The organism is Cellvibrio sp. GW822-FHT04B05, assembly GCF_058800985.1.
Genome location: NZ_JBXAMU010000005.1, coordinates 403,215 through 419,024 on the forward strand (window position 1 = coordinate 403,215; position 15,810 = coordinate 419,024).

Annotated in this window: 4 protein-coding genes; all 4 read right to left on the bottom strand. The window is 42.5% G+C overall.

Features of this window, described 5'->3' with window-relative positions:
* Positions 1-62 precede the first annotated feature (62 nt).
* The 4 genes from AC1RJL_RS17510 to ovoA all read right to left on the bottom strand — a co-directional run bounded on the left by AC1RJL_RS17510 (position 63) and on the right by ovoA (position 15,780).
* Positions 63-11,405 (bottom strand): AbfB domain-containing protein, encoded by an 11,343-nt coding sequence (locus AC1RJL_RS17510; protein WP_492916373.1) that lies wholly within the window; start codon positions 11,403-11,405, stop codon positions 63-65.
* Positions 11,406-11,449: 44 nt separating this feature from the next.
* Positions 11,450-12,328, bottom strand: coding sequence for a transglutaminase-like domain-containing protein (locus tag AC1RJL_RS17515; RefSeq protein WP_492916374.1), 879 nt, complete (start codon positions 12,326-12,328; stop codon positions 11,450-11,452).
* Positions 12,318-13,160 (bottom strand): rhodanese-like domain-containing protein, encoded by an 843-nt coding sequence (locus tag AC1RJL_RS17520; RefSeq protein WP_492916376.1) that lies wholly within the window; start codon positions 13,158-13,160, stop codon positions 12,318-12,320. Before AC1RJL_RS17520 ends, AC1RJL_RS17515 begins: the two co-directional genes overlap by 11 nt.
* Before the next feature lie 445 nt (positions 13,161-13,605).
* Complete coding sequence (gene ovoA / locus AC1RJL_RS17525) at positions 13,606-15,780, bottom strand: 5-histidylcysteine sulfoxide synthase (RefSeq protein ID WP_492916378.1); 2,175 nt, start codon at positions 15,778-15,780, stop codon at positions 13,606-13,608.
* Between the last annotated feature and the right edge of the window lie 30 nt (positions 15,781-15,810).

Sequence of the window (15,810 nt, forward strand, 5' to 3'; positions counted from 1 at the left end):
TTTTCAAGTCAAGTCCTTACGGCTCAACCAATCCTTAGTAAGGACGAAACGCGCCATACACATTAATTGCCGGAGCCATTGCCAGCATCACAACTATCGTCATTTGGGTCTTCTGAATCACATTCTTGCGATTCGCTGCTTATTGGAGTACCACCACCACTCCATCCCCAGCCTCCGCCTCCACTGCCGCCGCCGTGTGAATGAATATAAGTTGTACCTGCACTACCTCCAACACCACCGCAAGACCCCCAGTTAGTACTCCAACCAGCAGATGCGCTGCCAGATACTTCTGTGCCTTCCGCACACTCGGAGGTGTAACTCACCGCAGTAGCTGCACTGAAAGCACCACAACCACCACCGGTAGCAAATGCATCTGAGGCGGGATTGAAATCACGTAATGCATGGATACGATAGGGCAAAGTTAATACCTGACCTGCCGCCAGTGTTGCCGGAATTTCTTTAAGAAACTCAAAACGAACCATATCCGTACTAGCAGGTAATGATTGCTTAACATTTTCTGCTCGAATCAAGCCATGGTTAGTCAACGTAAATTCCCCTTGGAAAACTTCACCTTTTCTCATCACCGGTAATTGCACATGCAGCGGTTGCAACATTACTAATGCAATAGGGACATGTGTTTTAAACGTAGCTTCCAGTTTAATTTCATAACGGTCTTCTATTGTTATTTCCCGTACCGACCATTCGACATTAACGATGTTATTCATAAGAAACACTTTTTCAAACGATGAAACACCAGGTTTCACCCAAACACGACCGCTAACACTCGTATGGTCTGATGCACTAACACGATACGCGTAACGACCCGCAGGAATATTCTGAAAAATTACATCACCGTTTGCATCAGTGTTGAGATTGTAAACTTCACTCAATACATTTTCATTTTGTAATTGGATACGCGCTCCACGGACACCTTGAATAAGATTATTACTTTCATCTCTGGTAGCCGTGTATATATCAGTAATCTTAAATGCCATGCCCCCTCTACCCGACTGGGTTACCTTGATAAACACTGGCAAAGTATAAGCAGTAAGGTTGTCTCCGGTGATCTGAAGTTTTAATTCATAGGTACCTTCCCCTGCATCGCTTCCCGGATTAATCGCAAGCTGTACCGCACGCGATTCACCAACGGGAATATCGCCAAGTGAAGATGCGGTTGCGAGATTCATCCAAGAAGGAACAATTGGTGTGACTTGGCTACCAAGAAGCTCAACTTGTGCATTTCGAAGTAAATCGAACCCTTTATTTGAAACTATCAAATCCTCGTAGACTGTTTGCTCTAATCCAACACCTGTATCAATGTATGCAGGCTTAGTTGCTACAGCAGGAGAGGACGCAGACAGGGTATAAATAACATTCACATAACCCAGAGCATTAACGCCAGAGTGGTTATCAGCCTCTACTCGATAAGCAATCACACCGGTTTCTGCAGCAGAATTATCACCGGTAAAGTTCAACATCAAATCCTTACTACCATTGGCGCTGACCGATGCCAAAGGTGAATGGGTAATTGTTATTCCCGCTGGTAATTCGGCAACTGTTTGAGCACCGCTGGGCAATTGAACAATGCGAACATTGGTTAATGTTGTTTCATTACCTGCCGTAATTCTTAACGGAATTTTTTGCACATAATTGCGCGGCACTTTCATATTGATATCTGCCGGGCTTACCGAACCGCCTTCTGCGGTGAACACACCGTGATCAGGTCGATCCGTCATCTCTGGGTGAATGGCCGACACACGGTATTTACCCGCAGTACCATCGGGCCTGTAAGCCAAGACAAAATTACCGCTTGCATCGGAATAGACTGTTGACGTGCGCTCAAAACCGCGCACAACGGTGACGATACTGACCGGCACATTCGCTATTGGTTGATTGGTTGCACGATCGATTGCTTTACCCGTAATGGTCACACTACCATTTTTTGCATTGACAGTAAGAGGCTCAACACGGGTCACTTGTGCGTAATAAGGTGTATCACTTAATTGCACCTCTTTGCTGGTACCCACACCACTAATGGCAACATGATTTTCTTTGCCCAATTGGTAGTGATATTTATCGATGACCAGACGCAATCTCACCTGGTCAGGTGCAGCAGCGGGGACATTAATCGTCAGTTCGCCCGACGTGAAAGTATCTTTCGATGGAATACGCGCAACCGTGTGACCCGATGGAACATTAATCACACCGCCAGCAGTTTGGCGAATGGCTTTTTGTGTGAGCAAATTGCCTTGCAGGTCTTCCAATATCAAACGAATTTCGGTGGAGTCCGCTTTACTGTTATTGGTAGCCATCACCACTTCAGTTTCTACATCGCTGTTGTTCGTAATGTTAAACATTACCTTACCAACACCACCACGAGTGAAGTCTTGCGTAAGTAGATCGACTGTCAAACTGGAATTGCCCACTTCAATGGAGTCAGCTTGCTTGATAGTGATACTTTGATTGGTTTGCGGTTTTTGTTCCAAACGCAGAGATAAATCAGTAATCGCATCCAATTTATCGTAACCACCAACCACTATCGGAACCACTGTATTTGCACCGGCAGCAACAGTGAAAAGTTCAGATTGGTGTATACGCTGCTGGCCATTTTCAGTGAGCGTAACGAAGAGGCGTAAACCATGTGCGGTTGTCGCGCCTTTGTTATCCACATGGAACAACAATTGGTTCATGACACCGCGCTCAAGCAATATTGGTTTGGTTTTTTCAAGCCTGACAGATAACGCAGGCAGTATGAGTTCATGCCCAAGACTTTCCACATTAAATTCGTCAACTGCTACCACGCTATACACGACCTCATGATTTGCACCATTGCTCGCCTGATTGCCGTTGTAACTGGTATCGGTATAGGTAGTCGTTGTACTGGTATGAGCAATCGCTTCCGGTGTTAATAATTGCGGAGTATTTTCTCCCAAACGACGGAAGACGCGATAACTGTCAATACCATTGCCCTGGTGCTGCCAGCTCAATACTGGATAACCATTTTTATCCAGTGTGATATGCAACTGACTCACTGGCAGTAATCCGAAATTGAGGTACACAGTATCGCTGGCAGCCGATTGATTGCCTGCTGCATCTACAGCGGTAACAAAATAGCTGTGCTCATCAATACTTGGCGATGTATCCAATGCAATCAACGCAGGAATACGCGTTTGGATTGGCGTATACGCAGAATAATCACTAACGTTCTGGCCTTGTGCCAATGCCGTGCGGTAAAGGTTGTAGGTTAGGCCCTGTTGGGATTGCGGTGCACCTTCTGCATCTACAGCAGGTGCAGCCCAGCGCGACACTATGCCTGCACCATTTAATTCAAGCGCAAGGTTGGTCGGTTTGGCAGGTGCAACGCGATCTGCTTTTACACTGACCGTTTGGGTTTTGGCACTTTGTGATTCCTGACCATTATCGCGACGTACCGATGCCACCGCATAAAGGTAGGTGCCATCCACGGTTGTTTGATCTTCAAATTCAATCGCGTTAATGGGCTCAACTGCGATCAACGTCGAATCACTTGGGCCTTGGCGATAGAGAACATAAGCTGCTGCTTTTTCTACTGCACGCCAACGCAATTTCACTTTACCTCCGGGTAAAGCGGTTGCGGTTAAATCACCTGGAATATCCAGCGGCGGCAAATCCCCCTGATAGACCTGAAACTGGTTTTGGCCAATAATTTTTTGGCTGATATTACCAAGATCATCTTCTGCTTGATGTGCAAAACTCAATGTTGCCATTGCAGATTGTGCAGCGGTGTAAGGAAGACTGAACTCGCCGGTAAACACAAGAGGATCATTTGCTGCATTGAGCAATATGCCCTGCTCATAACCGGCGACTACAACACCGTTAAGCAATGGCACCAGTTTGGTTTGTGTGTTGGGCTTGAGTGGTTCACTTAAACGAATCGATACATTTACCACCAAACCATCAGTCGCATCCACTTTTAATGGCTCAACCGGTGCAATGGTCAGCTGACTTAAATCGGGACCTTGAGCATCAATGAGCAGCGAGCTGCCTTGCAGGATATCCGTACCGCGATTACCAAAATTGTCATGGGCCGACATAGACACATAGGCAGTGCCCGATCCAGTCGATTGATCAATCGTAAATTGACCGGTATAGACTTTTTCATCGCTATAACTTTTTGCCAGATCAATTGATATCGGCAGCCCCTGTTCAGGCACTATCGCAAAGTAAGGACTGTTACGCAGCGGTTCACTGAAGGTAGCAACAACACTCACTCTGCCCTTACCCATTCTGCCGCTGGCAATATCCACAGGACCATCGGACGTGTACGTCAGCTGTGTAATTTTGGGACCAATGCTATCGGCGATGGCACTCACAACGGAAGAAAGTGCGCCTTCATTATTCGCCTGATTCACTGCTGCGACGGCATAAAAATAGGTACCGTCACTCACCACCAAATTACTGAATGAATTATTAGTAACGAGCTGGGAATTGATTTTGCTGACTCCCACATCACCTTTACCAGTAAAGACGGATGTTGCGCGATAAATGTTATAACCCTTCACTTGATTATTAGCATTGCTACTCGTTACTGCATTCCAGGTCACATGAATCTGGCCTTGCTTTGTAGCAGTTGCACTAACACCTGTCGGTGCATCCGGAATTTGAGTATTCACAATTACTTTGCGTTCAGCGCTGTAACTACTCCATTTAGTGCGGCCAACATACTGCGCTTTAACAGTGAGTAAATTATCACCCTCTTGCGAATCAAGAGTCGCTGAATAATTACCGCTTGAATCCACTGGTACATTAGCAATGGCATCAATACCGTTATTCGCGATTGCAACCTGGGTATCTGCAACACTTTTACCACTGAGCGTAATGGTTGTTTGGTTAATCGTGGTGCCCTGCGCCGGAGCAACGATCGTAGGTATTGCGGGTGCTGCCAAATCCACGGTGAAACTGTAGGTTTTTTGTGTGAGGTTTTCGAGCATATCGTAAACATCAACTTTCAAGGTGTAGGCACCATCAGCCAAGGTAGTTAAATCCAAAGCCTGTTCATAAGCACCCTGTGCATTGGTGATTAATACATTGCCTAATACATCACCATTGAGCGTGAAAATGACACGGGATATTTTTGATTTGTCTGTTGCTTTAACAGCAAACTTACCTGCTTGTATCAGTACGGGTGAACCCTCTAATGCCTGAGTATTTGCACCAGATACAAAATCAGTAGAGGTTACTGTTGGACCCTCAGTGTCATTCTGTGGCGTTACCGCAACAGGTGTTACTTCTTTCAGTTCACCATTAGAGTTATTGACGGCAGTGACCGCGACATACACTTTTGTGCCATTCACAAGGCCGGTGAGTGTAGTGTTGATTGTGGTTTGATTAGAAAAACCCCTATTAACAATTTTAGGGGTCATTCCCGCTACAGAACTAAAGAGGCTAGTGCTGGTATAAACTGCGTAATGTTTTACCAATGAGTGAGGCGTAACAGCAGACCAGGTTACTTCGGCGCTTGCAGGCAAGGATATCGCCGTGACTTGTTGCGGATTGGTTAGCAACGTAATACCAGGATCTGTTAATGGAGCTGACGTATTGCCAGTTAAATCTACCGCTGACACAAGGAGATTATGGGACGTAGCTGGTGCCAAACTTGGGAGATCATAGGTGATCGGATTGGCATTACCAATATCCAATTGGTTCAGGATTATTGTTTTTGGCTGACCTTGATCGTTATAACCAATTCGGTAACCGGCCAAATCACCATCATCATTGTTAGCTTTTGTCCAACTAATTAGTAATGAATTTGTGGTAGGCGATACGGTTAAATTTCCCATTCCAGTCGGAGCCTGTGAATCCACAGGCGTTACAGCAATAGTATTTACCGCCGTGGAATACAAGCCAACCCTATCTTCTGCGACAACGGCAATATAATAATTTTGATCACGCAGTAAATTATTCAGCGTTATATATTTGTGATTATAGGAGAGTGTTTGAACAGGATGTAACCCTGATACAGAAGTAAAATTCGCAGTCGATGCATACACTCGATATGAAGCAATGTCATTACCATTGGCAGCTACATCGTAGCCGCTCCAATCGAAATGTAATTGTTTACCATTACCATGTGGGTTAGCAATTATACTGACAGGCCCCGGTGGGGTGTTGTCAAAATTAATTTCAGCAATTGTCGGCAGGCTTGGATTCCCTGCCTTATCAATAAGAACAATACTTAGCGTATTAACACCGGACGAAAGATATGCTTGATAGCTCCAGTGAGTTGCAGAATTTTCATAAACAACCACATTTCCATTAACAACTACTTTTGTACCCGCCTCTTTGGTCCCACCTATTAATTGAATAGCCGAGGTTGTGATAAGCGGATAGGTGTCAAGAACCGTAGCCTCAGGTGGAGTCACATCAACCGAAAACTCAACGGTATAAAAATCATCCACTTCACCACCGATCAAGTTTTTATTTTGATCCAATAACAATCCACTTTCGCCCGCAATTTGCTGCGAAACTTCCAATACATATTGCCCGGAAGCGAGGGCAGGGGAAAAATTCAGATCGAATTCTGTCGCACTCACTTGGGTAATACTACTTACAAAAAAACTTCCCAAATCAGGATCTTGAATCTCGATATCATCAACAGTAAGTGTAGCGGAATCGATAGGTGCACTAAAGGTTACTCTAATCTTGTCAACATATTCATTCGTTAATGCAACCACAGAGGTGCCAACAACGTAGGGAGGAACACTACTCGTTTTAAAATAAATAGTTCCGTTTTGACCGGGCTCTGACGATAGTTTTCCCTGAACACCGCCATTAGCCGTTATGTTGGAATTATCTAACCCACTTATTGTTTGTGAGTAAATAGCAACTCGTCCACCGCCGCCAGCGCTATTATCGACACCATAAGCGCCCCCCCCATTAGCTTGAATTTTGCCAGTGCCGAGTGTAGATGCCAGCGAATTAACAACTAACCAAATTGAGCCGCCTGCTGCTGCACCTCTCGATGCTGTGGCTGTCCCACCGTTAGTCAATAGACGACCATTTAAATCCAGTGTATTAGCAGTTAATTTAAATGCGCTTCCACCAAATGTTTTATTATAAAAGTCGTATACACCTGACTGGCCAAAGCTAACCGGTTGCTCTATATCGCCATGGGGATCTGCCGATTGGCTAGCTCCTTTATTGCCCCCTTTACCACCATGGCTACCGCCTACCCCTCTCGTATTAGTTCGGGAATATAGTTCTTTCTCAGAAAGATCAATTTTACTGCTTGCGTCAATAGTCACATCATTAGCAATTAGTGTTAAACCATTTCTGACATCTCCACCATAAACCGTTGCAGGATGTGTTGTTAATACCGCTGAATTTTTTAATTCAAGATTATTAAAAGTGTGGTAGTTCTTAAGTGAAAGATTTAAACCATCAATCACTATATTGTTATTTGGCATTGCAAGACTACCACCAACAATTAATGAGGGGTTAACCGCTCCCACACCAGAAACTCCCTCCCCAAAATTTGCATTTCCTTTTATCTCAAGCGCCCCAAGATTAGCCAGATGAATATTCTTATTATCCATACCTTGAATAGACCAAGCATCAGACTTATTAGAATCGTAGTAGTCTACATGTATAGAATCAGATCCTGACTGTATATATTTTTCAGGCTCGCTCATAGACTTCATCTTAACTGCATCACTACCTGATCTTTCAATATAGAAAGTGGCTGATTCCGCAAACGCGACACTATTGTCATTTTCATGCAACTGCAAATGCGAAGAATAATTTATTAAAAAGCTTCCTGGACTAGCTACTGATTCGAGTGAAAGACCGTGAGTATCAGCCAAACCACGTACTATTTTAAATCTTATGCCATTACGTTCAGCTTCCGAACTTTGCTCTCCAATTCTTACTAAATTACCATTAGTATTTATATAATCTTTAACTTCTGAATACGAGTCCTTAGCAATCTTTACTTCATTAACATCTGAAATCAGATGAAGCATTTTTTCAGCAAAAAAGTTATTGTTCACCGTAAAAAATGAGCTTGTCAGATTTGACTGCCCTTTAAACTTGGCATCATTACAACTTACGTTGGAACTTAATAATACAATGTTATTCCACTCACAATTTTGATAGACTTCAATATGAGCAGCAGCAAGACTGGTATTGCCCAATACTTTTAAATCACCAGAAACAATCCAGTTAGAATAATCTGCAGATGAAATATCCCCCTGAACAGTAAAGTCGCCATTTATAGTTAAATCTGAACCTTTTATGGAAAGACTACTGCCTAAAAAAAGATTACCTGACACCGTTACAGAGCTAGATTCAACCTGAAGGCTTTTTAATGAAATATTACCTTCATTCATCACGTCAGCATTCTTAATCGACAGAGAGAAATCCCCCTCAAGTAACGCAAGAGCTTGTCTTGGCTGTGATGGATACAGTGCAGAGCTTTTAACAAATAGCCTGCGATCAGAGCTAGATACTTTACTTTCGAGATAAATTGTACCTGGAGCACCGCTCTCTGCCCCTTGCTCTTGCAATCCACCATCAGCAGAGATATTTTCAATTCCGAACCCATTCATCTCTTCATAATGAATTGCAATACGTCCGCCACCGCCGCCACCTGCACGGTAATATCCCCAATAGTCTATAGGTTGTACACTAGCTCTCGAACCATTAGCTGCAATTTTTCCTGCACCTGAAGAGCTTATTTTTTCAACATCAATCCATATCGAACCGCCCGCACCACTACCTCCCGCTGCGCCATTTAAGAGCTCTCCACCTGACAAAATACTTCCGTCTAAATGAATCGTCTCAGCTACAATTTTTAAAGCACCACCACCATAAGTATTTACATAATAACCAAGTTTGCTTCCTATCCCATAACTGGTTGGCGCTGCAATTTCACCATAAGGTGCTACTGGAAGCCCGTTATCATAGTAACTTCTCCCTCCAATCCCACCGTGGCTTCCACCATGATAAAAAGTACTATCTTGTGATGGTGGGAGGCCTTTTCCAGTTACATCAATCTTACTTGTTGAATCGATGAAAATATTTTTTGCCGATAATGTGAATGGCTGCACACTGGAATTAGCGGGCCTAGTTGCCGTCAATAGACCGCCATTTTTTATTTCAATATTGTCATATGACTGAGATCCACCAAGCTCCAAAGTGAAGCCATCAACAATTAAATTTCCATCAGAGGTCATAATCTTTCCCTTTACATTAATAAAAGGTAAAGCAGACCCGCCTACAATAGGCCCATCGGAAATGAGATTTTTTATGAAAAAGTATTTGTTATCTTGGGGATAGGAAACAGAACTTCCAATTTCAACATCATCGTTAAAAACAAATGTAGAGTTTTCCGATACCGGAAAATCCGCAATAGTTATTTTGCCATCCACAATTAATGAAGAATCTTTAATATTCCATGACGAGTTGAGGCTAGCAATTCCTCTAAGAATGACCATTGAATTTTCTACAATTAAGTGATCAGCTTGATCTGCAACAAAGACTTCCGTAAGAAAATCTTCATCTCTATCATGAGAATTTTTTATTAGTAGCGCGCCTGTATTTAAAGTTTTGTTCTTATAATAAAGCGTACCGGGACTCCACCCTGACACATCGCTAATCGAAGCCAAATCAAGACCCGATATCTCGTTGTAATAGACAGCTATGCGTCCTCCGCCTCCTTCGCCCTCTGCATTCGCTTTTAGCGCAGGGCTATTTTCTGACTCCAGTCTGCCGACATCCAAGTATATAGATCCCCCCGTTGCACTGTAGTAGCCAGAAGCATAGATAGAACCATTAAGGAGGAAATAACTGGCAGCGATCTGGACACCACCTCCGGCCTGCTCATAGTCACCACAGCCAATACCCAAGTCTATAGGTAACCTGTAATCACCATAAGGTATAGAAAAATGCTCCGCATCAGGATTTTTTCTACCATTACCTCCGTAACTTAAACCACCAACACATTCCGATAGCACGCTACCATTACGAGAAACATTAATACTTCCACCGTCGCGCAAGAAAAAATCAACAGCAGATAACTTTAAAGGAGTAAAAATATTATTTTTACTGATGGATGTTAAAACACCACCAGCGTTGACATTGACTTGATTGAACACATGCGGCAAATACAAACCTAAAGAGCTATGACTGACAGAAATATTATTATCCGGAGCTGTCAAATTACCGTATATTTTAACGCTAAAAGATTCATTGTATGATGGCACGGAGGTGCGTGAAACAAACTCATTCTGATTCAATAAATTTACATTTTTTTCAAAAACATAATCTAGCCAATTACAGCTTTCATTATTTAACTTAATAACATCTACATCATTGAGGACAAATATCTTTGCAGCTCTTTTAACACAGGCGTTTACATTGAGATTTATTACACTATCCGTAAGTGCCACCCTCGATGAACCAATATAAAGCGTTTTAATTGCAGACAGATCCCCCAAAGAAGTTTTAGCTAAAAACTTCGGATCATCATCTTCAATTGAATACTCCCTACCAAAAACAAAAAGATTATCCTGCAAAGCAGTTTTATCTCTTAAAAAAATTGTACCTTGCGCCCCCTTGTAGTTATGAGTACCTGATTCGCTACCATATGCATGCACTCTGATATTGCTAAAAAAATCATGGTAATAAAAATTTCTACCTACCAAATCAGCTATTTCATAATTAATACTGACCATTCCTCCTGAACCGTCACCAGCATTTCCGTCATACCATCCTCCCACAGGAGTGCCCAAGGTGCCATCAGCGCTAATGTCGCCACTTCCAACAAGTTCATGCACGTCAATTAAGATGGATCCACCTGCGGCGCCACCGGCAAAACGACCATTAGTCCATTCACCGTTCGAAATGATGCTTCCATCATCTAGAATTAATTTATTTGCTTGAATTTTTACAACGCCTCCACCTCTCGTACTATTTGTAGCATCAATAAATAAGGAATCACCGCGCCCTCCTTTTCCTGGCGTGGACGGAATCCGAAAGTCCCCGTAAGTCAAAGCGGATAAAGTTCCAGGAAGTGCGCCTCCAGCCCCTATATGACTACCACCACTAAAAGCGGCAACAGAATAATCCGGTAACAAGCCTTTTCCGGTAACATCTATTTTAGAGTTAGATATTTCTAACGTTCCTTGAACGATTAAATCAAGTTTTCCATTAGGATCATGAGTTACACTACCATTATTAATTATTCTTATATTTTTAAAATAGTGAGTGCCATTAATAACAACGCTGACACCATCAACAAGAATTGATTTATTGTCAAATGAGGTATTTGTATCCAAAATAATAGTACCTTCACCAAGCGACACTTCTTCTGCAATGGCTGAGTTAATAAAAGACACAAATAGACAAGACAAAATAATCCTAATCACAAAAATTCCTCATACATGGAAATCTAATTTATCCAAAAAATTAATTAGTTAAAACTTGCAATAATATTTTTATTTGACAATGAAAACCTGAAATCCCTTAAAGAAGGATTAAGTGAAAAAATCACATATTGTTCGTAATTTTGATCAAAATGCCTTTTATAAGTATCCACTAAAATCCACCGCTTCCCATCATAAAACTCAGCCCAGTCGTGATAATCGGCCGCATTAACAATCGTGCTTTCAGTGGGCACCCAAAATCCATTTACACCTCTCGCCGGCAATCCATTTGCACGCGCAAGCGCAACAAATGCGTACATAAATTCCGTACAATCACCAGAGTTTTTCTCAACAAGATATTGAGCACCTTTACTATCCGCCGTATAACTGGAGGAAGTAACGTTATTAACAAGCCACTCATAGATATTTCTTGCGGTTTCCTCTGACGAAGATCCTTTTAGCTGTGCTGCAAGCGCTTTGATAGCAGGTGAATCCAACTCAATATACTTTTCGGCCGTGAGATAATCAGCGACATTTATGCGTTCGTATTTGGGTCGATCACTTATGTTAACCACCAAGGTAAGGTCAATCACTTTTGAAGAGTAGGGAGAGATATTATCTATAGAAAAAATAATGCTTTGCGCACCGCTATTTTTTTGTATTAATTCATTTTTATGGCTGGAACTGATAGATTCCACCTGTTGTATGGCACCAATCGACATGGGTATTTTTATAGAAAAATCAGCATGGGAAATAAATTCGCCGGAGGTATTATTCAATATGTAATTGAACCTCAAGGTTTTTGAAATTGTCGAATATTGATTCTCAGAATCCGGGTAGAAAAAATAAAATAGTAAGTACAAGGCTATTGCTAATAGCCCTATAAGATTTGCTGATTGGCGAAGTAAAAATTTTCTATTTTGCACAGAATGGAATTCCCTGAGGGGTTTCACGCGAAGCCTCAATCAATACATCATTGTTTAATTGTGCAACCAGTCCATCGATTCCGCCTTGTAACTGATATAAATTCGGTAATGTTTGTTGATTGTTAAAATCCAACTTTGATTGTGAATCACCAATATAAACAACGGGGTCAAAACCACCATTACTCGTACTTACAACAAGATCCGAGACAGCTGAAAACTGATCACTCCCAAGCGTATGGAACTTGACAATACCTATTTTTTTAAGCTTTTCAGAGATTTTTTCAGATGCTGAAATAATTGAAACCCGCCCATTAAAATATTCTGTAATGACGTTGCGGGCAGGTACGAATTGCGGGGTTGCAGGAGGTTTTGCTTTGAGGGATGCCTGACGCCAGAGCGATGCCCCACCAATCAGCATTTTCACATCAGTGAAGCCTGCTTTTTTAAGCAATGCGCAATCGGAGGCCAAACTCACTCGACTAAAGCCATCGTTTAAAAGCAATAGCGGGCGATTGTTTAAGAAGGTTTTATGTTTTAATTCATCAGTGGGAATAATCCACGCTTGCTCGACTTGAAAATCAGTATTTTTTCGTACGTCAACTAATTGATACGTTTTGATTTTTGGACTAATAGAAGGATAATTGGTAAGGCAAGAATAATCTTGCTCGACGCGCAGGGACGAAGTAAAGCGCTTGAGTTCCGACAAATAATCAGCAGAGGCAGGGCATTCCACTGACTCTGCCCAACTGCCACGTATAATTAGTAAGGTTATTATAAAAGCAGAGATTGAATACTTAACCAAGATTCTGCATTGAAATGTTATGACCGCCACTTATGTATCCCTTGATCCCTTGATCCATACAACCAGTAATAAATATTCCTATTAAACATGCAAATATTGGCGCGTAGAGTAACAATTAATTAAGAAAAGTAAAGCAATAACTAATTTTATGCCAAAAATTGCGCAATCATTTTGAACTTGACCATTACCACCTCCAATTTATCTTACAAATATATTTCCTTTCATCAACGACTATTAATCACGACCAAATCTGCATCGCAATCACACGGTATTTTTGATGAATTCTGAATAGACTGATGGATATCTGCTGATGGAAATAACAAATCAAGAATGTGATCTTCAGTGGGGAATGAAGCCGGGGCGTTATAGGATTAGGTTTTCATATTTATCTTTAGCCTGATTTCGATCAGGCTGAAGATAGCAATATTTATTGTCTGATAACGTCAGATAAGTTGGAGTAAGAGCAACCAAAGAGTTACTCAACCCGTTCCCAAAACGTAATCTCTGAAAGCGTATGCTGAAACTTACGCTTGGTCTCGCGGATAACAAACGGTACTTCCTGCGGCCCTTGAATCAAGCGGAAATGCTTATCCAAATGCTCATGCAAGCCATCTAAAGTAGTGAAACTTTCACCGTCTTTTTTAAATCCACCAATCCAATCTTCACGCGGAGTGTGTTCAGTTAACCAGGTATATGGCGAGGCAAGCATAAGGACGCCGCCGATGTTCAGGCGTTCGTGGATTGCGTTGAGAAACTTTGCTGGATTATAGAGACGATCGATTAAGTTTGCGGCGAGGATGAAATCGTAGCCGGTGAAAACGGACTTAAGATTACAAGCATCACCTTGGGAAAATTCAACTTTGCCTTTGGTTTCCTCTAAACCTAAATCAGCTAGCGAGCGTGATTTATAAGAGACAAGTTCACCTTCATCTGCAAGCGTGTAGCGAAGTGTGTCACCACTAGCAAGCTGTACGCCGAGGTTGATAAAACGTGCAGAGAAATCCACACCGGTGACTTGATCAAAAGCACGCGCTAATTCAAAGGTTGCACGACCGGTTGCACAACCTAAATCCAGCGCTGTGCGTTTAGGTTTATCGACCAATACTTCTATCGCCGCATCGGCTAAGGCTTTGGAAAAATTGGGCACGCCGAAATATTCATCGCCGTAATGGAATTCAGCGTATTCCGACACTAATTTATCAGTTTCGTAATGGGAACTGGGCACAGGTTTTATTTCTCCGGAGACAACATAACGAAAGCCCGCATGTTGAAAAAAATGGCGACGGAATGCATAGCGCGATGAGCGCAAACTTTCATTGCCGCAGGAAATCCAGGAGCCGCCTTTAATTAAATTGTGGCGCTCGTCGAATGTGGGTGTGGTGAAATCATCATAAATGGCATGAACTTCAAAACCTTCAAACGGATAGATCGGTGTTTCTGTCCATTGCCATACGTTACCCACCACATCAAAAAAATCGCCATGGGCAAATTGATTTACCGGAGCAGGAGACGCACCGTGATCCAAATGAATATTGGCATTGGCAACTTGCCCGGTGACATCATTTAGACCAGCAATATCATACAAACGATACCATTCATCTTCTGTAGGTAATCGCACCGGTTTACCGGTTTCCGATTTTTTCCAGTTACAAAATGCTTTGGCCTCGTGATAATTCACTTCCACTGGCCAATCCCACGGCATAGCAACTTCTTCAGTCATTAAACGCAAATACCAACCGTTGGTTTTCTTGACCCAAAAGGTTGGATGTTGCGCTTTGGTAAATGCAAGCCAGCCTTTACCCTCTTCCTCCCAGTGATGGGAATTCAAATAACCGCCCGCCTCTACAAATTGCAAAAACTCCTGGTTGCTTACCAAAAATTTGGCAACCTCAAATGCAGACACTTCGGCTTCATGTGTACCGTATTCATTATCCCAACCATAATGCGGATCGGATTTTTCTTTCACTAAATACACATGCCCCGCACTTACTTTTACCAATTCATTACGCGGTGCAACACCGGTCACATGATTGGGTTTCCATCCAGGTGAATTTTTTACGAATTCCAATTTGTGCTGGCGAATTAAAACGGAAGATGTTTCCAGATGAATTCGTTCATGCTCGATGCCCATGATGATCGCCCACCAGGGATTATTCCAATCAACAGGCATGTTTAAGGGCGCGTTATCGATAAGATCTACTACCAATGCACGGACTTTATTGCGATAGGCTTTTACTGCTGCGGGCGTGGGCCATTGATAGCTGGAATCATTGAGGTCATCCCAACTCATCTCATCCACTCCCACTGCGAACATGGATTCAAAACGCTGGTTGATGCGCTCGCTGATCATGCGGGTCAGTAATAATTTATTGACGAAAAAAGTCGCGGTATGTCCGAAATAAAAAATCAGCGGATGACGCAGGCTAATCGATTTGGTGTAAAAAGCCTGATCACTCGCAAGGCATTCAAACAATGACTCATAACGATCAAAGGTGCTGACAAAATAGTTACGTAACACGCGTCGGAAGCTGGACTCATTCGCATCACGCAGATTGGGCGTACGCATAAAAAAAGGATGGACATCATTGGTCAAATTAGCCTGGGGCTCCAAAGGCGCGTTGCGCAGGCTGGCTTGTCCTGAATGCATCATTGAACTCCTGATTTAATTCCTATTGGTAAG